This is a genomic window from Kitasatospora paranensis, assembly GCF_039544005.1.
Taxonomy (GTDB): domain Bacteria; phylum Actinomycetota; class Actinomycetes; order Streptomycetales; family Streptomycetaceae; genus Kitasatospora; species Kitasatospora paranensis.
In genome coordinates, this window is sequence record NZ_BAABKV010000001.1 from 1719027 (window position 1) to 1740363 (window position 21337).

General features: G+C 73.1%; 16 protein-coding genes and 2 pseudogenes. 12 read left to right on the top strand and 6 right to left on the bottom strand.

Annotation, left to right across the window (positions count from 1 at the left end; all coding sequences use genetic code 11):
- Nucleotides 1-41: 41 nt before the first annotated feature.
- Complete coding sequence (locus ABEB13_RS08670; protein WP_345705003.1) at nucleotides 42-1709, bottom strand: glycoside hydrolase family 43 protein; 1668 nt, start codon at nucleotides 1707-1709, stop codon at nucleotides 42-44.
- A 110-nt stretch (nucleotides 1710-1819) separates the two neighbouring features.
- A complete protein-coding gene (locus tag ABEB13_RS08675) occupies nucleotides 1820-2515 on the bottom strand; it encodes a TetR/AcrR family transcriptional regulator (RefSeq protein WP_345705004.1) in 696 nt (231 codons plus the stop codon).
- 145 nt (nucleotides 2516-2660) lie between these two features.
- Between ABEB13_RS08675 and ABEB13_RS08680 the strand changes: the two genes are divergently transcribed.
- The gene (locus tag ABEB13_RS08680) at nucleotides 2661-3794 is read left to right on the top strand and encodes an FAD-dependent oxidoreductase (RefSeq protein WP_345705005.1); all 1134 of its coding nucleotides are present in this window, start codon (nucleotides 2661-2663) and stop codon (nucleotides 3792-3794) included.
- A 132-nt stretch (nucleotides 3795-3926) separates the two neighbouring features.
- Here the strand turns inward: ABEB13_RS08680 and ABEB13_RS08685 are convergent, their stop codons facing one another.
- Nucleotides 3927-5558 (bottom strand): cellulose binding domain-containing protein, encoded by a 1632-nt coding sequence (locus ABEB13_RS08685; RefSeq protein ID WP_345705006.1) that lies wholly within the window; start codon nucleotides 5556-5558, stop codon nucleotides 3927-3929.
- Nucleotides 5559-5822: 264 nt separating this feature from the next.
- Between ABEB13_RS08685 and ABEB13_RS08690 the strand changes: the two genes are divergently transcribed.
- The 4 genes from ABEB13_RS08690 to ABEB13_RS08705 all read left to right on the top strand — a co-directional run bounded on the left by ABEB13_RS08690 (nucleotide 5823) and on the right by ABEB13_RS08705 (nucleotide 9243).
- On the top strand, nucleotides 5823-7142 hold the full coding sequence (locus ABEB13_RS08690) for a serine hydrolase domain-containing protein (RefSeq protein ID WP_345705007.1): 1320 nt from the start codon (nucleotides 5823-5825) through the stop codon (nucleotides 7140-7142).
- Between the two features lie 212 nt (nucleotides 7143-7354).
- The gene (locus ABEB13_RS08695; protein WP_100891355.1) at nucleotides 7355-7525 is read left to right on the top strand and encodes a DUF5670 family protein; all 171 of its coding nucleotides are present in this window, start codon (nucleotides 7355-7357) and stop codon (nucleotides 7523-7525) included.
- 122 nt (nucleotides 7526-7647) lie between these two features.
- Nucleotides 7648-8448, top strand: a complete 801-nt coding sequence (locus ABEB13_RS08700) for a class I SAM-dependent methyltransferase (protein WP_345705008.1) — start codon at nucleotides 7648-7650, stop codon at nucleotides 8446-8448.
- A 282-nt stretch (nucleotides 8449-8730) separates the two neighbouring features.
- Nucleotides 8731-9243 (top strand): hypothetical protein, encoded by a 513-nt coding sequence (locus tag ABEB13_RS08705; RefSeq protein WP_345705009.1) that lies wholly within the window; start codon nucleotides 8731-8733, stop codon nucleotides 9241-9243.
- Nucleotides 9244-9307: 64 nt separating this feature from the next.
- Here the strand turns inward: ABEB13_RS08705 and ABEB13_RS08710 are convergent.
- The 3 genes and pseudogenes from ABEB13_RS08710 to ABEB13_RS08720 all read right to left on the bottom strand — a co-directional run.
- A pseudogene (locus ABEB13_RS08710) lies at nucleotides 9308-9423 on the bottom strand (helix-turn-helix domain-containing protein); the annotation flags it as partial.
- A gap of 3 nt (nucleotides 9424-9426) precedes the next feature.
- Nucleotides 9427-9906 carry a hypothetical protein gene (locus tag ABEB13_RS08715; protein WP_345705010.1) on the bottom strand — a complete coding sequence of 160 codons (480 nt, stop codon included), beginning with the start codon at nucleotides 9904-9906 and terminating at the stop codon, nucleotides 9427-9429.
- Nucleotides 9825-10850 carry an MFS transporter gene (locus ABEB13_RS08720; protein ID WP_345705011.1) on the bottom strand — a complete coding sequence of 342 codons (1026 nt, stop codon included), beginning with the start codon at nucleotides 10848-10850 and terminating at the stop codon, nucleotides 9825-9827. The genes ABEB13_RS08715 and ABEB13_RS08720 overlap by 82 nt, the downstream gene beginning before the upstream one ends.
- A gap of 331 nt (nucleotides 10851-11181) precedes the next feature.
- Between ABEB13_RS08720 and ABEB13_RS08725 the strand changes: the two genes are divergently transcribed.
- The 7 genes and pseudogenes from ABEB13_RS08725 (at nucleotide 11182) to ABEB13_RS08755 (ending at nucleotide 21331) form a co-directional block, all read left to right on the top strand.
- Entirely contained in the window at nucleotides 11182-11949 is a 768-nt protein-coding gene (locus ABEB13_RS08725) for a TetR/AcrR family transcriptional regulator (protein ID WP_345705012.1), read from the top strand.
- Nucleotides 11950-11982: 33 nt separating this feature from the next.
- The gene (locus ABEB13_RS08730) at nucleotides 11983-12639 is read left to right on the top strand and encodes a TetR/AcrR family transcriptional regulator (RefSeq protein WP_345705013.1); all 657 of its coding nucleotides are present in this window, start codon (nucleotides 11983-11985) and stop codon (nucleotides 12637-12639) included.
- The gene (locus ABEB13_RS08735; RefSeq protein WP_345705014.1) at nucleotides 12636-14006 is read left to right on the top strand and encodes an MFS transporter; all 1371 of its coding nucleotides are present in this window, start codon (nucleotides 12636-12638) and stop codon (nucleotides 14004-14006) included. The genes ABEB13_RS08730 and ABEB13_RS08735 overlap by 4 nt, the downstream gene beginning before the upstream one ends.
- The gene (locus ABEB13_RS08740; protein ID WP_345705015.1) at nucleotides 14006-16486 is read left to right on the top strand and encodes a pyridoxal phosphate-dependent decarboxylase family protein; all 2481 of its coding nucleotides are present in this window, start codon (nucleotides 14006-14008) and stop codon (nucleotides 16484-16486) included. Before ABEB13_RS08735 ends, ABEB13_RS08740 begins: the two co-directional genes overlap by 1 nt.
- Before the next feature lie 300 nt (nucleotides 16487-16786).
- Entirely contained in the window at nucleotides 16787-17092 is a 306-nt protein-coding gene (locus tag ABEB13_RS08745) for a hypothetical protein (RefSeq protein ID WP_345705016.1), read from the top strand.
- Nucleotides 17093-17814: 722 nt separating this feature from the next.
- Nucleotides 17815-19232 (top strand): annotated as a pseudogene (locus tag ABEB13_RS08750) (D-ribitol-5-phosphate cytidylyltransferase).
- Nucleotides 19229-21331, top strand: coding sequence for a hypothetical protein (locus ABEB13_RS08755; RefSeq protein ID WP_345705017.1), 2103 nt, complete (start codon nucleotides 19229-19231; stop codon nucleotides 21329-21331). Before ABEB13_RS08750 ends, ABEB13_RS08755 begins: the two are co-directional and overlap by 4 nt.
- Nucleotides 21332-21337 lie beyond the last annotated feature (6 nt).

The window sequence follows — 21337 nt, forward strand, 5'->3', positions numbered from 1 at the left end:
GCGGACGGGCCACCGGGCGCACCGCCGCCCGGTCGGATCGGCTACGGCATCGCGCGGTGGACGGCCTCGTCGAAATCGGCGGGCCTCGCACCGCCGGTCAAGTCCCAGACCCACAGGCCGACGAAGGCCCCGGTGAAGCCCAGGACCCGGATCCCGCCTTCGTCCATCTCCTCGGCGTGTTCGTCGGACAGGACGGTGGCGTCGAGGGGCGGGCCCATGGGGCGCCAGCCCGTCCCCGTGTCACGGCGGAAGCGCAGCACCGCACCGTCCAGGTCCAGCCCGAGCCGCAGCCGCGCTCCGTCCGCCGCGTCGCCCAGGCGCTCCTGACCGGCCTCGTCGACGGTGGTCACCCCGCCGTCGCAGCCGGCCCGGCGGAGGACCGGCCGGCCGGCGTCGTCGGCGGTGACGTGGAGGAAGTACCAGTTGCGGGTGTTGTAGTAGGCGGTGATGCCGGCGAGATGGTGGAAGCTGCTCGGCCGGAAGTCCACCGTGGCCTCGAACAGGCAGCGCGGCCCCGCGACACGGCGGGCCACCAGGCTGGGGCCGATCAGGCTCTGCGGCGAGCGGCCACCGCGGATCCGCAGATGGGAGGGGCGTTCGGTCAGCGACAGCCAGTCCGCACCGGCGGGGCGGCGCAGCGTCGACCAGTCGGGCCCGAGCGTCGGCGCGTCGAAGCCGTCGGCGTGCCCGCCGTGCGGGTCACCGACCTGCGGGTCTGCGGCGTGCGGACGGTCTGCGTCGGGGGCCGGATCCCGGGCCGGGCCCGGGGCGGGGACGTCGAGGCCGGGCAGGCCGCCGCGGGTGCGGGGCCATCCGTCGGGCGACCAGGTGACGGGTGCCAGCGCGGTCTCGCGGCCCAGGATGCACGGGCCGTGCCGTCCGTGCGGGCGGCCGACCAGGTAGGCGAGGTAGGTGTGCCCGTCGGGGCCCGGAGTGTGGACGAGGCTGCCGTGGCCGGCCTTCTGCAGGGGCAGGTCGGGATGGTTGCGGGCCGTGAGGAGCGGCCCGTCGGGGTCGCGTTCGTAGGGGCCCGCGAGCGAGGCGGCTCGGGCGACGGTGACCTGGTGCTGGTATCCGGTGCCGCCGTCGGCGGTGAGCAGGTAGTACCAGGCGCCGCGGCGGTAGAGGTTGGGGCCCTCGATCCATCCGGAGCCGGGCGGGAGCGCGATCCGTACCGGCGCACCGACCAGGCGCCTGGCGGCGCGGTCGTAGCGGGTCGCCTCCAGGCCGGCGCTCCCTCCGTGGCCCGGCCGCCAGTCGTGCACCAGGTTGAGCAGCCGGCTGTCGTCCCCGTCGTGGAAGAGGGAGGCGTCGAACCCGCGGGAGTGCAGCGGGACGGGGTCGGACCACGGACCGTGGATCGTCGGGGCCGTGACGAGCTGGTTGGGGCTGTCGGTGAAGCCGGCCGCGTAGGTGGAGACGTTGCTGTAGACGAGGTGGAACAGGCCGTCCGCGTAGCTGAGGTTGGGGGCCCAGACCCCGCCGGAGTCCGGGCAGCCGGTCAGGTCGAGCAGCCGCGTGCTGTCGAGTGCGCCGCCGAGCGGCTGCCAGTGCACCAGATCCCGGGAGTGGTGCAGGCGCACGCCCGGGTACCACTCGAAGGTCGACGTCGCGAGGAAGTAGTCGGCTCCGACCCTCAGGATGGACGGGTCGGGGTGCGAGCCCGTCAGGACGGGATTCCTGATCGTGCCCGTGTCCTGACGCAGCATTTGGCCACTTCTCCCCACCGTGCCGGGGCCCCGGCTCGTGCCGTCGGCCGCTCCGGATCGTAGGGTCGAACACGTTCGCAGGCAACGGGGTCGCCGCGGATGGCCACCGGCTACCGGCTACCGGCCGTGCGGGGGCCGGGGCCGGGGCCGGTGATTCCGGCGAGGATGAGGTCGATGCCGGCGAGGAACTCCGCCCGGTCGTCGTGCCTGCGCAGCTGGTCGGCGACGGTGCGGGTGAACGCGTACTCGTCCGGGTCGAGCTGTTCCCATGCGGCTGCCATGGCGTCGAGGTACTCCGTCCGGTCGATGCCCGGCTTGGCCGCCTCGGTGTTGTCGGCGTTCTGGCCGGCCACCCCGAGGATGTAGTTCAGCAGCGCCGACGCCGCGGTGAACTGCGCGGCGTCGGGCACGCGGAGCGCCTGGAGCTGGCGTCCGATGCGCTCGAACACCCGCAGCGTGCGCGACTGCCACGGTCCGCGGGCGAGCTGTGTGCCGACCCAGGGGTGGGCGTCGATCGCGTCGAACACGCCGAGGGCGAGGGCGCGGATCGCCTCCTGCGGCGTCGCGTCGGCGTCGTCGTCGGCGATGGTCGCGACGACGGCGTCGGTGGCCGCGCCGAGGAGTTCCGTCCTGCCCGTGACGTGCCAGTAGATCGCTCCCGGGCCGGTCGCGAGACGCTCCGCGAGTGCGCGGAACGTGAGCCCGCTCTCGCCCACGGTGTCGAGGAGTTCCACAGCGGCGCCGACGATGCGCTCCCGGGAGAGCGGGTCCTGCCGTCGTTCCGGGCGGCGCGTCCTGGTTGCCATGCCGCCATCCTACGGCGCCTTGGAACGTCGTTCCAGCTTGACAATGTCTGGAACGCCGTTCCATTCTGGAGATGCTGGAACGCCGTTCCAGGCCGGCTCGCCGGGCGCCTGCCCGACGGTCCGCCGCGATCAGGAAGGCAGCACCATGACGACACCGGTCACGATCATCGGCGCAGGGCTCGGCGGGCTGACGCTCGCCCGCGTCCTCCACGTCCACGGCATCCCGTCCACGATCCACGAGGCGGAGCCCTCGCCGGCCGCCCGCGCGCAGGGCGGCCTGCTCGACATCCACGCGCACAACGGCCAACCCGCCCTCCGGGACGCGGGCCTCCACGAGGAGTTCCTCGGCCTCGTCCACCAGGGCGGCGAGGCGACGCGCGTGCTCGACAAGGACGGCACCGTCCTGCTCGACGAGCCCGACGACGGCACCGGCGGGCGCCCGGAGGTGCACCGCGGCGACCTGCGCCGCATGCTGATCGACTCGCTGCCGGCCGGCACGATCCACTGGGGGCGCAAGGCCGCCGCCGTCCGGTCGCTGGGCGACGGGCGGCACGAGGTGTCGTTCGCGGACGGGGCGACGGTGCAGACCGGTCTCCTGGTCGGCGCGGACGGGGCGTGGTCCCGGGTCCGGCCGCTGCTCTCCGGCGCCTCGCCCGTGTACACCGGCATGTCGCTCGTCGAGACCTACCTGTTCGACGGGGACACCCGGCACCCGGTCGCCGCGAAGACGGTCGGCGGCGGTTCGATGTCCGCGCTCGCGCCGGGGAAGGGGATCCAGGCGCACCGGGAGGGCGGCGGCACCCTCCACACCTACGTCGCGCTCTCCGCGTCGCCGGAGTGGCTGGCCGGAATCGACTTCGCCGATCCCGCCGCGGCCACCGCCCGGATCGTGCGGGAGTTCGACGGCTGGGCGCCGGAGCTCACCGCACTGATCACCGACGGCGACACGCCGCCGGTGCTGCGCCCCCTCCACACCCTCCCCCAGGACCACCGGTGGGACCGGGTGCTGGGAGTGACCCTGCTCGGCGACGCGGCCCACCTGATGCCCCCGTCCGGCGAGGGCGCCAACCTGGCCATGTACGACGGCGCCGAGCTCGGCAAGGCCCTCGCCGCCCACCCCGACGACGCCGAGGCCGCGCTCACCGCCTACGAGCAGGCCCTGTTCCCCCGCAGCGCGGCGGCCGCCGCCGACTCCGTCCGCATCCGGGAGCTCTGCTACGGCGCCACCGCACCCCACAGCCTCGTCGCCTTCTTCACCGACGGCGGCCAGGCCGGGTGAACCGCGGCCGCACGGACGCCCGGCCGCCCGCGCCCCGGAGAACCGGAGAACCGGACCGGGGCCGCCGCGCCGCGCGAGCCCGGTGGGGGCGGAACTCACGCGGCGCGGGTCGGCCCCGGCCCGGGGCGGGTGTCAGCCGGCGAAGCCGGCGAACAGCTTGGAGAACTGGTACGGGGTCTGGGTGACGTTGGTGCACTGCGACAGCCCGCCCTGGCAGGCATTGGCGTCCCGGGTCATCTCCCAGAAGGCGAGCTCGCCGAGGTGGTTCTGCTGGGCGAAGGTGACGAGCTGCTGGGCGTCGGTCAGGCCGAACACCTCGGTGGGGCTGTCGTTCTGACCCAGCATCGGCGTCACGCCGACCGCGGCCCAGGCCTGGGCCGCGGTCAGGTTCGGCCAGACCTGCAGGATCTGCGCCTGCGTCGCCCGCGCCGACTGGATCACGTAGGCACCCATCCGGCCGCTCGGGTTCGGCGCCGCCGAGTCGCCGAAGTCCATCGCCATCGCGTTGACCACGTCCACCGACAGGCCCGCGTTCTTCGCGGACTGGAGCACGTACAGGCCGTCCGCGGTGAGGCCGGTGGGCAGCACCGGCAGGGTCAGACTGACCTTCAGGTCACGGCCCTTGGCCCGCTGCGCGGCCTGGACCTGCGCGACGGCCGCCGACCGGCGGTCGACCGAGGCCTTGTCGGCGACCGCACCGCCCTCGATGTCGAAGTCGATCCGGTCCAGGGCGTAGACGTCGACGACCTTCTGGTACTGCGCCGCGAGCGCGGCGACGGTGGTGCAGGACTGCGCCAGCTCGGTGCCGTTGGCCCCGCCGAAGGAGGGACGGACGTCGCCGCCGGCCGCGCGGACGGCATCCATGTCGGCCTTGTCCCAGCCGGTCGCCGGGTCGTAGGCGCCGAACCAGCTCGCGGTGCAGGGCTGACTGCCGTTGATCAGGAAAGCGAGGGAGAACTGCTTGAGGCCGCTCGCGGCGGCGAGCGCCGGCAGGCTGGGCGTCGGGTACGCGCCCAGGTCGACGTAGGGGGCGGGAGCGCCGGGGACGGCACCGCTGCCCGCGGTGCCGGTCACCGCGGCCGAGACGGGGGACTCGTTGCCGGTCGCGTCGAAGGCGGAGACGCCGACGGTGTGGGCGCTGCCCTGGAGCAGGCCGGTCAGGCTCGCGCCGGTGCCGGTGACGGTGGCGACCACCGCGCCGGACTCCCAGAGGTGGTAGCCGGCGACGGCCTGGTTGTCCGTGGCGGCGCTCCAGGCGAGCGAGATGCTGCCGACTCCGGTGCCGGTGACCTTCAGCCCGGTGGGCGTGGTCGGTGCGGTCGTGTCCGGCGGCAGGCCCTCGCACGGCTGGTTGTTGATGCGGCAGTTGGCCGGTGCGACCTGGGCCGCGCTGCCGTTGGACACGTCGAACCCGACCACGGCGGCGGTCGCGCCGGGCGCGAGGGCGCCGGCCCAGCTCGGCGGGGTGATCGTGTACCGGGTACCGCCGGGGACGGCGGCCGAGGTGAGGGTGCCGTTCCAGGCGCCGCTGACGCTCTCGCCGGTCGGCAGGTCGAAGGAGAGCGACCAGGTGCCGACCGAGGCGTTCGTGTGGTTCGTGATCGTGTAGCCGGCCTCGAAGCCGGTCTGCCAGTTCTGGGTGACCGCGTAGGTGGCGATCAGACCGGTCAGGCCGGTGTCGGCGTGGGCCCCTCCGGCGGCAAGAGGGACAGCGGCCAGCGCCGCGGCCGAAACGGCGGCAAGGGGCAAGGTGACGCGCCTCATGGGCGAGTTCTCCTCGGCTTCGGGGCGCGGCAGAACCGCGCCGCCTGGATGTGTGGGGGATGCAACCGCGCGGCCCCCACAGATTGGTCCAGACCACAGGTGAGCGTCAATAGGAAGGTTTCTTAATCGTGAAAACCGCACACCGGCCCGGGCGTTCGGCCCGTCCGCCGAGCAGGCCCGCCGAACGCCCACCGAACATCCCCACCGAAAACGCCCACCGACGGCGCAAGGCGGTCGTAGGGCCGCCGCCCGGTGCTACACCGGGTGGGACCACTCCCCCGAAGCGACCTGGACGCCACCCATGCAGACCGGCCCGATGGCCCGCACCGCTCCCGACCGAGCCCCGACGGACGACTCCCCCGACCGCCCCGGACCCGCAGCGCCCGGACCCGCGCCTGCGCCGCGCTGCTGCTGGCCGCCGTGCTGCCGCTGACCGCCGCAGCGCCGGCCCTGGGCGCTCCCGCCGCCCCGCGGGACCTCCGCGTCGCCCGCACCGCTCCGTTCGCCGAGCAGCTGACGCCCGATCTGATCGCGACGATGCAGCAGCTGCGCATCCCCGGAGCGATCGTCTCGATCAGCACACCCGAGTGGGGCACCTGGACGACGACCCTGGGCACGAGCGATCTCACGACCGGAGCCCCCGTCAGGACCGACCAGCACATGCGGGTCGGCAGCATCACCAAGACCTTCACCGCCACGGTGGTCCTCCAGCTCGTCCAGGAGGGCAGGCTCTCCCTCGACGACCCGGTGGCGAAGTTCCGCCCCGAGGTGCCGAACGGCGAGCACATCACCATCCGTCAGCTGCTCCAGATGACCAGCGGGCTGTACAACTACTCCGAGGACCTCGCCTTCAACCAGCGGCTCGACCAGCACCCCGAGAGCGAGTGGACGCCGCAGGAGCTGCTGGCGGTCGCCTTCCGGCACCCGGCGTACTTCCCGCCCGGCACCGGCTGGCACTACTCCAACACCAACTACATCCTGCTCGGCCTCATCGCCGAACAGCTCACCCACCAGCCGCTCGCCCGGCTGTTCCAGAAGCGCGTCTTCAACCCGGTGGGCCTGCACGAGACCAGCCTGGACAGCGACACCACCGTCCCCCGTCCGCATGCCCAGGGGTACCAGTTCATCAGCAACGTCGACAGCCTGACGGCCCCGGTCCTGACCGGCAAGGACGCCGCCTGGGCGGACTGGTCGGCCGGCAACCCGTACGACGTCACGCACGTCAACGCCTCCTGGGCCTGGGCCGCGGGCGCCGCCGTCTCCACCGTCGACGACCTGCGGCGCTGGGCGCCGGCGCTGGCCACCGGGATGCTGCTGAGCCCGGAACTGCAGAAGGAACGGCTCACCTTCGTCCCCACCTCCGACCAGCCCGGTGCGCCGCAGTACGGCCTCGGCATCGCCGAGATCGAGGGCTTCATCGGCCACGACGGCCAGATCCCCGGCTACAACAGCTTCGAGGGCTACGACCCCGAGCGCCACGCGACCGTGGTCGTCCTGGTCAACCTCAACCAGTCGCCGGACGGCTCCGCGCCGGCCGACCAGTTGACCAAGCTCGTCATCGCGAAGCTCTTCCCGCCGCACTGACCGCGGCGGCGCCACGACGCGGCGGCCGCCCCGGGCAGACGCGAGCCCGGGGCGGCCGCCGCGTCGTGGCGCGAGCCCGGCGTGCCCGGCGTGCCCGGCGTGCCCGGCGTGCCCGGCGTGCCCGGCGTGCCCGGAGGACAGTGCGATCCCCGCAGGAATGAACGTTCGATCACGGGGCAGTCGACGGCCGACACCGACTGGGAGGTCGTACCGTGGTTCCCCTGCTTCTCGTTCTGCTGCTCGCCCTGATCCTCTTCGGCGCGGGATTCGCCCTGAAGGCCCTGTGGTGGATCGCCGTCATCGTGCTCGTCCTCTGGCTGCTGGGCTTCGTCGCCCGTGGCACCCACTCCTCGGGACGCCGTCACCGCTGGTACCGCTGGTGACCTGACCACGCACGGCAACGGGGCGCGTCCTGCCGGGGCGCGCCCCGCCGCATGTCCGCAGCGGGCCGGTGACGGCCACGGACACCTGCCGGCCGGACGGTGCACCAACTAGGGTGTGGCGTATGAGCCCGACTCCCCTCGACCCCGTCGCGCACAACCGCCTCGCCTGGGACCGCGAGGTGGAGAAGGACAACGAGTGGTCGCGCCCGGTCGGCCCCGAGGAGATCGCGAAGGCGCGGGCCGGCCAGTGGTCCATCGTCCTGATCGGGCACGAGCCGGTCGACCCGACTTGGTTCCCGCCGGACATCGCCGGTCGCGACGTGCTCTGCCTCGCCTCCGGCGGCGGGCAGCAGGGCCCGGTACTGGCCGCGGCGGGCGCGCGGGTGACCGTCTTCGACAACTCGCCCCGCCAGCTGGCGCAGGACGAGACGGTCGCGGCGCGGGAAGGGCTCGACCTGCGCACCGTGCTCGGCGACGCGCGCGACCTGAGCGCGTTCCCGGACGCCTCGTTCGACCTGGTCGTCCACCCGGTCTCCAACCTGTTCATCCCGGAGCCGGCGCCGGTCTGGCGCGAGTGCCACCGCGTGCTGCGCCCCGGCGGGACACTGCTGTCCGGCTTCCTCAACCCGGACGTCTACCTCTTCGACGCCGAGCCCCTGGAGGCGCGCGGCGAGTTGGTGGTGCGCCACCGCCTGCCCTACAGCGACCTCACCCACCTGGCGCCCGAGGAGCGGGAACGGCTGTGGGGCCTCGACGCGCCGGTCGAGTACAGCCACACGCTCACCGAGCAGCTCGGCGGGCAGATCGCGGCGGGCTTCGCCATCACCGGCTTCGCCGAGGCGCCGCACCACTCGGACGCCACCGCCGGCTGGCTCTCCGGCTACTTCGCCACGAAAGCGGTCAAGGCAGGCTCCGGCCACTGACAACCCGCCGATCCACAGACCGGGAACACCCCGGCCCCGGCACCCCGCGTCGCTCATCGCGTCAGCAACCGTGCCCACGTACTCATCGAAGTGCTCATCTGAGAACGGATGAACGTGCTCAGTTCGCGGGCACCGATCATCCGTCCGCCGAGGTCTTCGGCCTGGCGAGAAGACCGCGATCCGCTACGCGGACTCCGCCCACGCCCTCTGTCGCAGGCCACAGAGCAGAGGGGCCGGTGAAACCCGCTCGACCAGGCCACCCCTTGCGGGGATCATGTGTCAATGCCGTCGACCCGATCAGCAGCCAGCAGCCTGCAGGACCACGCCGTTCTCTGGAGCATCGGCGAGGTCCGAGCAAGCGATGTGGTCAGCGCCGCATGCGATGCACTCGTTGCCGGACTCGACAGTCCCGGCCTGCGGGCCCTGGCAGCGTGCACACGCGCTGAAGCGGACTACGACGTGCCCGAGATTCTCCCCTCCGCGCTCGACGAGCTGGGCCTCACCTTCTATCCAGTCGGGAGCATTCCCGGCCAGGAAGCCGCCGCGCGAGCACTTGCGGGCCAGATGCTGGCCGGCGAGCTGACCCCTCGGGAGCTCGCCTTCCGCGTCCACCAGCGTTTCGGGCATGAGCTTCCCCTTGCGGAACGGCTCGCCGAGCTCGACGACGAGTACGACATGCTCGACTACGGGGGCGGCAGGGCCCCTTCGGAGGTCGACGCAGAAGTCGCGACCGAAGCACGCCGACTGGCTCCGCGCCCTGGCGTTTCACTCGAACCCACGGACGCACGGACCTGATGCACACCGATCGACCCGCGCCTTCATGCTGAACCAGCTTCAGTTTCCGTGAACTCGCGGGGATCCGAGGGTCCAGAGCGGCCAGGCCGATCTCGTCGAACCGGTGGATCACGTCCCGCACGGTGTCCTCGTCGGCCTGCACGACCGCGCGATCACCGGGACACGGTTGCCGCCGGCCGAGTTTCAGGCGTACTCGGGGGTCGTGTCGTCGACGGGCGCGGTGGCGCGGCCCGTCGCGGCGGGCCGCATCCGGACGATCCCCCAGCCGACGAGCGCCGCCGCGACCGCGGTGAGTGTGAGGCCGGCGACCGTGACCGCCTGCTGGAACTGCGCGGTCTGCTGCGTGGTCCAGGTCGAGGCGGCGATGTCGCCGGTGAACAGCGCCGCGAGGATGGTGCCGGTGACGGCGATGCCGACGCCGGAGGTGACCTCGGTGGCGGTGTCGGTGAGCGCCGCGCCGACCGTGGTCCGGTTCTCCGGCAGGCCCCGGAGCACGTTGACCCCGGCGACGACGCCGACCACGCGCATCCCCGCGGCAACGAGCACGAGCGCGAGCGCGACCCACACGTAGCCGAAACGGCTCAGCAGACCGTGGACGGCGAGCCCGCACACGACCGCTGCGGCGCTGAGCCGGGCCGCCCGGTCGAGGCCGACCCGCTGCACGAACGGGCGGATGAACGCGCCGCCCGCGACGAGGACGACGACCTGCGGCAGCATCCCGACGGCGGCGAGGCCGGGGCTCCACCCCAGGCGAGCTGGAGTTGCAGCGTCACCAGGTAGCCGAGGCCGGCGGTCGCCAGCCCGGCCGCGGCCTTGTAGGCCAGGCCGCTGGAGACCAGCGGCCGCGCCACCAGTGCGAGGTCGAGCAACGGGTGGGGCGCCGAGCGCTCGCGGAGGACGAAGAGGATCCCCGCCACGACGGCTGCGGCGGTGACCGCCCACGGGAGCCACGCATCCGCGCCCCGGTCGACGAAGAGCGTCGGGGCGACGAGCGCCGGCACGATCGTCGCCGTGCCCAGCACCGCGCCTGCCACGTCCAGCGGATCGGGGTGCAGGTCGGCTGCTTCGTCCGCGGCGATGCCGATCCGCACGCCGACGGCCGCGAGTGCGGCGATCGGCACGTTCACCAGCAGCAGGACCTGCCAGGGCGCGATCGCGAGTACGAGGCCGCCCATGGTCGGGCCGATCGCGAGCCCGACCAGGCCCACGGTCGTGATGAGGGTGGTCGCACGGACGCGCAGGCCGTCCTCCGCGAACAGGCGGAAGGCCAGGGCCATCGACCCCGGTGTCGTCATGGCCGCGGCGATGCCCATCGCCGCCCGGACGGCGATGAGTTGCCCCGCCGTGGTGACGAAGCCGGTCGCCAGGCTCGCCACGCCGAGCAGGACCAGCCCGACGAGCATGACCCGGCGCCGGCCGAACCGGTCGGCCATCGCGCCGAACGCCAGCATCAACCCGCCGAACACGACCGCGTAGGCGCCCGTCACCCACTGCAACGCGGTGGTGGAGGCGTGCAGTTCGCGTCCGATCGTGGGCAGCGCGACATTCAGGATCGAGTTGTCCAGCATCTCGAACAGGAACACCGCGGACAGCCCGGCCAGGGCCACCCACGCCTCCCGCAACGATCGGGGGAGCGCGGAGCCCGTTCGGCCGGTTCCTTGGGCATGGTGAACTCCTTCATGTCGTGGCGATGGTCCGGCGGCTGTCCTTCCGCGGGCCGGAGTCGGCCGCAATGCGGGTGCGCCTTGGTGCGGTGCGACGCGATGCGGCCGCTCTTGGGCGCGTCGGTCGACTCGGCGGCCGGCCGCCGGCCGGGGACGGCTCCGCTGCGGCGGGGCATTCCGGTGCGGGCGCCCCGACGATAATGAGAGCGGTCCGTCGGAGGCCGTACCACTAGGTTATGCGACTAAGTTTAGTTACACAAGGAAGTGGGGCCGGATGCCCAGGACCGGTGAGCGGGGCGGGCCGCAGACGCGCGCGCGGATCTCGGAGGCCGCGACCCGACTGTTCCTCGAACGCGGCTTCGACACCGTCACGGTCGCCGAGGTCGCCCGGGAGGCCGGGGTCTCCAGCGTGACGGTCTTCAAGCACTTCCCGCGCAAGGAGGACCTCCTCCTGGACCGCACGGTCGACGCCGTCGAGCTGCTGCGCGCGGCGGTGCGCGACCGCACCCCGGGCGTCGACGTGACGGAGTCCCTGCGCGGGACGGCCCTCCGCCTCGTCGACGGCCGCCACCCGCTCTCCGGCGTCGACGAGCGATCCGTCCCGTTCTTCCGGACGGTCGCGGCGTCGCCCGCCCTGGTCGCGCGCGCGCGGGAGATCGCCGCCGATCTCCAGCACACCCTCACCGAGGAACTGGCGCACGACCCGGCCTTCGAGGGCGACGGCCCACTGCTCGCCGCCTTCTTCATCGCCGGTTACGCCACCGTGCTGATGGAGACCGCACGCCGGCTCATCGCGGGAGAGCCGCCGAGCTCCGTCGTGGACGACCACCGCGCCCGCGTCGAGCACCTCTTCGTCGCCCTCCGCAGTGGAGTCGCCCCCGGGCCTGAGGGCCCCGGGGGTGAGAGCCCTGGGCGTGAGGGCCCTCGGCGCCCCGCCCGTCGGCGTCGATCACCCGCCGCCCGACAGGCGGACGACCCGCGTTGCACCTCCCTGGCAGACCATCGGAGATGTCCTTCGTGCACGTCTCCATCAAACGATTGAACGAGAGGCGTCGGCGGTGATAACTTCCCCGCCATGCCCGACACCAGTCGCGAACGCATCTTCGCCGCGGCCACCCGGCTCTTCGCCGCCCACGGCCACGACGGCACCACCACCCGGCAGATCGCCGCCGAGGCCGGCCTCAACCTGGCCACGGTCAACTACCACGTCGGCGGCAAGACCGAGTTGTACCGGGAGGTGATGCGCCGCGCGCACGAGGCCGAGCAGGCGGCGCTGACCGGGGCGCTCGCCGAGTTCCGCAGCACCGCCGCCACCTCGCCCACCGCGGCGGTCGCGGGCCTCCTCGACCGGTACCTGGACTTCTGCATCGCGCAGCCGCACGTTCCGTCGCTGTGGATGCGGCGCTGGCTCGCCGACGCCGCCGAGGTGTCGGAGCTGGAGGCCACCTACGCCCGCCCGCTGATCGAGTCCGTCCGCGAGGCCGTGGCCGCCGCGCTGTCCCCGGCGGAGCCGTCCGGACGGGACGGGTACCCGGCCGTCGACCTGGAGCTGACGGTCTGGACGGCCCTGTGGATGACCCACGGCTTCTGCCGCTCCGGCATCCTCGATCCCGACGCGGTGCGCCGCGGCCCGGACGACCCGGCCGCCACCGACCGCTTCCGGCGCCACCTGCACTCCGTCGTCCTGCGTGAACTCGGGCTCCTCCAGGGCGAGTCGGCGGGCGCACGGTGAACGGCACCGCCCTGTCCCGGCGCCGACTGCTCGGCTACGGCGTGGGCTCGGTCGGCACTGGCGTCTTCTCGACCGTGCCCGGGCTCCTGCTGCTCTTCTTCATGACCGACACCCTCGGCGTCCCGGCCGGAGTCGCCGGACTCGTCGTCACCCTGCCCAAAGCCTGGGACGTACTGCTCAACCCGCTGGTCGGTGCGGCCAGCGACCGGGAGGCGATACGCACGGGCCGCCGCTCCCGGCTGCTCCTGGCCGGCGCCTTCGCCGTGCCGGCCGCCTTCGCGGTGATGTTCTGCTGCCCCTTCACCGGCGGCGCGGCCGCGGTCTGGGTGACCGTCACCTTCGTCCTGGCCGCCAGCGTCTTCTCCGTCTTCCAGGTCCCCTACGTGGCGCTTCCCGCCGAGATGTCGGACTACAGCACGGAGCGCACCCGCGTCATGGTCTGGCGGATCGTCTTCCTCACCCTCGGCATCCTGGTGGCCGGCGGCCTGGCCCCGGCGCTGGTGGACGCCGCAGGGGGCGGCCGGACGGGGTACGCCGTCATGGGGGTGACCGTGGCCCTGACCATCGGGGTCACGATGACGATCCCGGCCCTGGGCACCCGCTGGGTCCGGTCCCGGCCCGGTCCCGAACCCCTGGGCCTCGTCGCCGCGTTCCGCACCGCCCGGGGCAACCGGGCGTTCTTCGCCCTGCTCACGTCCTTCGTCCTGCAGGCCGCGGCGGTCGCCGTCATGCTCGCCGCCGCCCCGTACGTCGCCGTCTACCGCCTCGGCTCGTACGGCCTGACCTCCGTGCTCTTCGTCTGCCTGGTCGCCCCCAGCGCGGCGGCCGTCCCCCTCTGGGCCCGGGCCGCCGGGCGCTTCGGACGGCTGCGCTGCCTGGTCGCCGCCACCGTCGGCTACGCCCTGGCGGCCGCGGCGCTGCTGCCGGCCCTGACCGCGGGCAGCGTCCCGGCGGTCCTCGCCCTGTGCATGGTGCTGGGAGTCGCCTACGCCGCGCTCCAGGTGCTGCCACTGGCCCTGCTGCCGGACACGGTGCTCGCCGACGCCGCCCGGACGGGACACACCCAGGCAGGCGCGTTCACCGGTCTGTGGACGGCCGGGGAGACCGGGGCACTCGCCGCCGGGCCGGGCGCCTACTCGCTGGCGCTCGCCGCCACCGGCTTCGTCTCCTCGACCCTGGACCACCCCGTTGCCCAGAGCGCCGCGGCCCGCACCGGGGTCCTGCTCGGCTTCAGCCTCGTCCCCGCCGCACTGATGCTGCTCTCGCTGCCCGCGCTGCGCCGCTACGGCCGCCACGCGGCCACCGCCACCGCCGCAACCGCCGTCCCCAACAACAGCCCCACCGCCACCGCAAAGGATCCCGTCTGATGCCGTCCAGCCGCCCGGGCCTGCCGGAAATCGGCCGTACCACCACCGAACTCCTCGCCGAAATAGCCGAGTTGACCGCAGCGGACCTGCCCACCCGTGGCGGCCGCACCGCGGCCTACGTGTACGACAGCGGGCGCCCGGAGGTGCGCGAGGCCGCGGAGCAGGCGTACCTCGCCCTGATGGAGACCAACGGGCTGGACCCGACCGCCTTCCCGAGCATCGTCGCCCTGGAGCGCAGCGTCGTCGGCGCGGTCGCCTCCCGGCTCGGTGGCGACGCCGCCACCCCGGGCATCTTCACCAGCGGTGGCACCGAGTCGATCCTCCTCGCGGTCAAGGCCGCCCGGGACGCCCGGCCGGACGTGCCGGAGCCCCGGATCGTGGTGCCCGTCACCGCGCACGCCGCCTTCCACAAGGCCGGCAGCTACCTCGGTGTGCGGGTGGTGACCGTCCCGGTGGACCCGAAGACCTTCCGTGCCGTCCCCGAGGCGATGGCCGCGGCCTGCGACGACTCCACCGTGCTGGTCGTCGTCTCGGCGCCCTCGTACGCGCACGGCGTGGTCGACCCGGTGGCGGAGATCGCCGCCATGGCGGCGGACCGCGGACTGCCGTGCCACGTCGACGCCTGCGTCGGCGGCTGGCTCCTGCCGTGGCTGTCCGACTGCGGGGCCGACATCCCGGCGTTCGACCTGACGGTGCGGGGCGTCACCTCGCTCTCCTGCGACCTCCACAAGTTCGGCTACGCGCCCAAGGGCGCCTCCGTCCTGCTGTTCCGGGACGAGGCGATGCGGCTGGGCGCGTACTACGCGTGCGCGGCCTGGCCCGGTTACACCGTGGTCAACTCCACCGTGCAGAGCAGCAAGGGCGCCGGGCCGCTGGCCGGGGCCTGGGCGACGATGCAGGCGCTGGGCGCGGACGGCTACCGGGAGTTGAGCCGTGCCGCGCTGGCCGCCACCCGCCGGCTGATCGACGGGGTCGGGGCGATCGACGGGCTGACGGTGCTGGGCAGCCCGGACGCCACCCTGGTCGCACTCGGCTCCGACAGCCTCGACCTGTTCGCCCTGGCCGACGAGGCCCGCGCCCGCGGCTTCTTCCTGCAGCCGCAGCTGAGCCTGGACGGGCTGCCCGCCAACCTGCACCTGACGCTCACCGGCGTGAGCGAGCGAGGGGTCACCGAACTGCTGGCCGTCCTCGCCGAGGCGGCCGACGCGGTCCGGCCGCTGGGCCCGCCGCAGCCACCCGCCGAACTCGTCGCCCTGCTGGGCGACCTGGACTTCGGCTCGCTCGACAACGCCGCCTTCGCCGCCCTGCTCCCGGCCGTCGGCGCCGAGCTGACCGGCCCCGACGCCGGCCGGATGGCACCGGTCAACCGGCTGCTGGACGCGCTCCCCCGGCCACCCGCGAGGTCATCGTCACCCGCTTCCTCTCCGCCCTGTACAGCCCGCACCTCGCGGGCTGACAGCGCGGCAACGGCCTCCGCCACGGGCGCCGGTCCGGCGCCGGACGGGCCGCCTTCCTCCGGAGGGGGCGGGTGCGGGAAGGCCTATGGCCATGCGGATGCCATCGGCGGAGGGCGCCTGGGCCGGAGAGGTCGGCACTGCGGAGGGGAACATCCCGCTGCGGATCGGGATCCTGGCCGACGGGCTGGTGGAGGTCCGCCTGGCGAACGGCCCGCCGGTCTCCGTACCGGCCGTCGCCTCCCGGCGCTGGGATCTGCGCCTGAGCGCGCCGCTTCAACTGCCAACCGCCGACGCCCGACTGAACAGCCCCGGCTTCGGGCTCGAACTGCGCGCCGAGCAGGACCGCCTGGCGGGCCGGGCCGTTGCGTTCAAGGACGGCGACCGGGACGGCCTGCTGGGCGCCTACCTGGTCCACGCGTGCACGCTGCATCCCCGCTGACACCGCGGCCGGGCCCGGGGGCCCGGGATCGGCGAGCGGACGGCCCGGTCCTCGGCACCCGACGGTCAGCGGCCCGCGCCCGGGTAGCGCCGGCTGGCGCGCATCAGCGCACGGACCTCGGCCGCACGCCGCGCCTGACCGTCGGCGTCGAGGCGCCGGCCGCCCGGCTCCTCGTCCGGCGACACGTCGATGACGGTGCCGTTGGGCCGGCACCACGGGCAGACCCGGGACTGCTCCAGCAGCCAGCCGTCCTCGCAGCCGAGCGGACAGGTCGGCTCGGCGACCAGGGCGAGCACGATCTCGTCGGCGCGCTCCAGCAGCTCAGGGCCGGGCAGCTGTGCGAACCGGTCCCACCAGCGGCGCTCGATCCGCTCCCGCAACCGGGCGGCCGACGCGCCCTCGGCGAGCTGGCGGGCGATCTCCTGGCGCACCCCGTGCGGGACGCCTCCGCGCAGGTCGAGGGCACGCATCATCGGGCCGGGCATCGCGGCCGCCACCCAGGCGACCGCGTCCTGACCCCTGGCCGGGAAGGCGCTGCTCATCGATGGCCCCTCGGACGCTCGCTACGACTCGCTTCCCAGTGAATCCCGCGATGCCGTCCGTGGCAAACCACCCCCGCCCACCAGGGCCGCCCGGGGACCCGGCCCCGGCCGAGTGTCAGGTCCATCATGCCTGTTCGGAGGCCCTGTGCGGTAGGACCGGGAGCACGCCCGATCCTCCTTGTCACGGCCCGTTCCGGGCCGCAGACTCGACGGCATCCACTCTCCGACGTACGGGTCGGCGCCGCGCTGCGGCTGCCGTCCCGTCGTTCCGCCATGCCTCACGGGGAGGCCGGCGTAGGGGGGTGACCGTGCGAAGGGGAATCGTTGGATCAGGACAGGGTCATGCGGGCGCGGGTCAGGCTGCTCAGCGCGGAGCGGCGGGTGTTCCGCGGGCCGGACGCACTGGGGGTGTACCGCCTGCTGACGCAGGTCGAACCGGAGGTCCACGGCTCCAAGCTCGCGTACGTGCTGGTGGAGGCCGCCCGGTCGTACCAGGTGCGGGACCTGCCGGAACGGCGGCTGGCACTCCTGGAGGAGGCGGTGGCGGTGGCGTCGGCACTGGGCGAGGCGAACCCCTACCGGGAGCGGATGCTCACCCGGGCGCTCGACGCCCGACGGCAGGAGCTCGACCGGCACCGGGACGCATAGGCAGACCGGCAGGCGGAGGCAGGCCGGGTCGGGTCGGAGCGTGCGGGCCCGGGCGTGCGGGCGGGGCGGTGTCCGCGGGGCACCGCCCCGCCCCGGCGGGCGTGCTCGGGTCAACGGCCGCCATCGCGCGGGTCTTGGAACGGCAAACACCCCGACGCGGCCGCGGGCGGATCCGTTCCGGCCGGGATCACCCTCGGTCATCGGCCGAGGGGCCGCCTTCCGCGCCGGTTCCGCCGCATCGGCGGGAGAAGTCCGCCGGAACGGTTCGAACGCGTACACCTTCGCCCGAATACGGACATGAGCGACCTCGGCATGCTCACGTCGCCCCGGCGTACGGCGATGGGAAATGACACCCGGATCGACGGGCAGGGGAAGACAATCCACACCCTTTACCCAGGGATGGGGCGCTCAGGACCACCCCGACCGGGCCGTCCGCACCCCACCACGTGGCAGGTCAGGAGCGCTCCAGGGGCGCCCAGACCGACTGTCGCCACCCCCGGACATGCCCTTTCCGCGCCCCGCCCCACCCCGGAACGACCGAAACTTTCGGACGCCCATCTCCTGACAGTTCATCAGAATTCGATGACGGAAGTGCGCCGTCTGTCCGTTTTGTCAGAACACCACGGGAGGGGGAATGCGGTCGTTTAATTCGTGACCATCGCGAAACATCTGCCTGCTAACCTTCCACTCGCCATTCACCTCAAGTTTCCCGACAGGTAGCGATGAATTTGGAAGAGAAGGCTGCCGTGCGCACCGTGGCCGTGGTCCTCGGCGGCGGCGTCGGTCAGCGCATCGGCCTGCCGCTCCCGAAGCAGTTCGTCAAGGTCGCAGGGAAGCCGATCATCGAGCACACCCTCGAGGTCTTCGAGTCGTCGGCCGACATCGACGAGATCATCGTGGTGATGACGGCCGGCCATCTCGCAGCCGCCGAGGAGATCGTGCGGCGCGGCGGTTTCACCAAGGTCAGCCGGGTCGTCCAGGGCGGGGCCACCCGCAACGAGTCCACCCTGTGCGCCCTGGACGCCCTCGGCGACCAGGAGTGCAACGTCCTGTTCCACGACGCGGTGCGGCCTTCGTCACGCACGCGATCATCGGGGACTGCGTCGCGGCGCTGCGCGAGCACGCGGCGGTCGACGTGGTGATCCCCTCCGCCGACACCATCGTGGTCGCCGACCGGGACGTCCTGACCGGCATCCCCGAGCGCTCGACCCTGCGCCGCGGCCAGACCCCGCAGGGCTTCCGGATCTCCACGATCCGTCAGGCCTACAAACTGGCCGCGGAGGACCCGGACTTCGCCGCCACCGACGACTGCGGCGTCGTCCTGCGCTACCTGCCCGAGGTGCCGATCGCCCTGGTGCACGGCAGCGAGCAGAACATGAAGGTCACCGAACCGGTCGACCTGTTCATCGCCGACAAGCTCTTCCAGCTCGTCTCGCGGACGGCCCCGGCGCACGCCGGCGAGGACTCCTACGACCGCGGGCTGCGCGGCAGGACACTGGTCGTCTTCGGCGGCAGCTACGGCATCGGCGCGGACATCGCCGACCTGGCCGAGCACCACGGGGCGGACGTCTTCCGGTTCAGCCGCAGCCTGAACGGCGTCGACGTCGGCGACCCGGCCGCGGTGGACCGCGCGCTCGCCGAGGCGCACGGCGCCACCGGCCGCATCGACTACGTCATCAACACCGCCGGGGTCCTGCGGATCGGCGCCCTCGCGGACACCGACCACACCGTGATCGACGAGGCCGTCCGGGTCAACTACCTGGCCCCGGTGCACATCGCGCGCTCCTCCTTCCCGTACCTGAGCAGCACGGCGGGGCAACTGCTGCTCTTCACGTCCAGCTCGTACACCCGCGGCCGGGCCGACTACAGCCTGTACTCCTCGGCCAAGGCCGCGGTGGTCAACCTCACCCAGGCGCTGGCCGAGGAGTGGGCGCCGCACCGCGTCCGGGTCAACTGCGTCAACCCGGAGCGCACGCGCACCCCGATGCGCGAGCGCGCCTTCGGCGCCGAGCCGTCCGGCACCCTGCTCGACTCCGGGACGGTGGCCCGCACCTCGGTGGACACCCTGGTGTCCGACCTGACGGGCCACGTGATCGATGTCCGGCGCGAGGACCCCACCCGCACCGTGGCCGCCTCGTGATCCGACGCATCCGCTCCGTCCTGCGGGTGAGGACGCGATCCGGCTTCCTCCTCGTCCTGCTGTTCGGCGCCTCCTTCGCGGCGATACCGGTGTGCGCACTGTTGCCGTCGCTCTGGGGATTCGTCGCCGCGTCCGCGCTCAGCTACCTGACCGACGAGTGGCTGCACGGCAAGGAGCCCGAATTCATCGGCCGGATGGCGCAGCTGCGGCTCAACCGCATCCTGCGGTTCCTGGCCCGCACGGCCATGCTGCTGGTGCTCGCCGATCGGCTGGACGCCCCCGACAACCTGGTGATCACCGGCCTGATCGTCTGCGGTGCGCAGTCCGTGCTGCTGATGCTCTACACGGCGCTGCACCGGAGCATCCGGCTCGGCCGGGTGCTGCCCGTGGTGGTCCGCAACCTCCACCTGAGCTCCATCGAGATCCCGAAGAGCCCGCCGGGCTTCCTCTACGACCGGTACCTGCGCAAGCTGCTGCACCTCGACCTGCCGATGCACGCCGGGCTGCTCGCCGGCATGGTCACCGGGCAGTGGCGGCTGACCGAGGGCGGCTACGGGCTCAGCCTGCTGCTGCCCGTCCTGATGCTGATCGCCCTGCTCGGGCAGTTCCGGCGGGCCCGGCGGATGCCCCGCCGGGAGCGGATCATCGAGGCCGTCAACCTCCAACTGGCGGAATACCGGCCGCAGGTGGCGCTGTACTTCAGCTTCGCCGCGGTGTCGCAGGACTTCATGTACCAGGTCAACATGTGGATCGAGACCCTGGAGAAGCTGCACCTGCGTCCGCTGATCGTCCTCCGCGAGCGCGGCGCGTTCCGCTTCCTGAGCCGTACGCACATCCCGGTCGTCTGCGTGCCCAAGGCCGACGACCTGGCCGAGCTGGAACTGCCGGACCTGCGGGTCGTGCTGTACCCCGGCAACGCGGGCAAGAACGTCCACATGCTGCGTGTGGCGGAGGCCAAGCACGTCTTCATCGGCCACGGCGACAGTGACAAGCTCGCCAGCAGCAACCGCGTCAGCAAGGTGTTCGACGAGATCTGGGTCGCGGGCCGGGCCGGCCGCGACCGGTACCAGCGGGTGCGCCACGCGATCAGCAACGACGCCATCGTCGAGGTGGGCCGCCCGCAGCTGGAGCCGATCCGGATGTACGCCGAGCACACGCCCGGCCCGCTGCCGGTCGTGCTGTACGCGCCGACCTGGGAGGGCTGGAGCGACGACGACTGCCACACGTCGCTGATCCCGATGGGCGTGCGGCTCGTCAGGATGCTGCTCGCGCAGAACGTCCGGGTGATCTACAAGCCGCACCCGCTGACCGGTCGCCGCTCCGCGAAGGCCGCCGCGGCCGACGAGGCGATCCGGGACCTGCTGCGGGCCGACAACCGCAAGCGCGACGCCAGGGCGACGGCGGCCGCGGTGGCCGCCGCCAGGCCCGGGCTCCAGGACATCCAGGCCCGCCTCGACGAGCTGTCCGGCCGCAACCGGACGGGCGACGACGCCGAGCAGACCCGCACCGGGCGCATCGCCGGCGGCGACGGCGCCGCCGAGTGGCAGGCGCTGCACGACGAGTGGCACCGCATCTTCTGGGAGAGCCGCGGCGCCGTCCGCCACAACGTCATCCTGAAGTCGCTGCCGACGCTCTACGAGTGCTTCAACCAGGCGGACATCCTGATCAGCGACGTCTCCAGCGTGGTCGCCGACTTCGTCGCGAGCCTCAAGCCGTACGTCCTGACCAACGCCGGGAACCTGCCGGACGAGGAGTTCCGCGCCGCCTACACGACGGCCGGCGGCGCGTACCTGCTCGACCGCGAGTGCACCCGGCTCGCCGAGATCCTGGACTCGGTGCGCGCCCCCTGGTTCGACCCGATGCAGCCGCACCGGAGGTCGCTGAAGGAGTACGTGCTCGGCCCCGACACGCCCACCTCGATGGAGCGGTTCAACCACGCCGTCGAGGCCCTGGCCCGCAAGGCCGAGGTCCAGCAGTGGGAGCAGCAGAGCGGCGGGGCGCTTCCTGCCCCGCAGTGGGAGAGGCACGAGGAGCCGGAGGCCCGCGCGGCGTTCGGCTGGTTCCGGCGTGACCGGGATCCGGCGTACTTCGGCTGGTAGAGGACT

Bases quoted from the DNA above. Each gene is read 5' to 3' on its own strand.
- ABEB13_RS08745 (WP_345705016.1), top strand. From the start codon at position 16,787: ATGCGGGCGCGGGTCAGGCTGCTCAGCGCGGAGCGGCGGGTGTTCCGC.
- ABEB13_RS08685 (WP_345705006.1), bottom strand. From the start codon at position 5,558: ATGAGGCGCGTCACCTTGCCCCTTGCCGCCGTTTCGGCCGCGGCGCTG.
- ABEB13_RS08680 (WP_345705005.1), top strand. From the start codon at position 2,661: ATGACGACACCGGTCACGATCATCGGCGCAGGGCTCGGCGGGCTGACG.
- ABEB13_RS08730 (WP_345705013.1), top strand. From the start codon at position 11,983: ATGCCCGACACCAGTCGCGAACGCATCTTCGCCGCGGCCACCCGGCTC.
- ABEB13_RS08700 (WP_345705008.1), top strand. From the start codon at position 7,648: ATGAGCCCGACTCCCCTCGACCCCGTCGCGCACAACCGCCTCGCCTGG.
- ABEB13_RS08740 (WP_345705015.1), top strand. From the start codon at position 14,006: ATGCCGTCCAGCCGCCCGGGCCTGCCGGAAATCGGCCGTACCACCACC.
- ABEB13_RS08725 (WP_345705012.1), top strand. From the start codon at position 11,182: ATGCCCAGGACCGGTGAGCGGGGCGGGCCGCAGACGCGCGCGCGGATC.
- ABEB13_RS08670 (WP_345705003.1), bottom strand. From the start codon at position 1,709: ATGCTGCGTCAGGACACGGGCACGATCAGGAATCCCGTCCTGACGGGC.
- ABEB13_RS08705 (WP_345705009.1), top strand. From the start codon at position 8,731: ATGCCGTCGACCCGATCAGCAGCCAGCAGCCTGCAGGACCACGCCGTT.
- ABEB13_RS08675 (WP_345705004.1), bottom strand. From the start codon at position 2,515: ATGGCAACCAGGACGCGCCGCCCGGAACGACGGCAGGACCCGCTCTCC.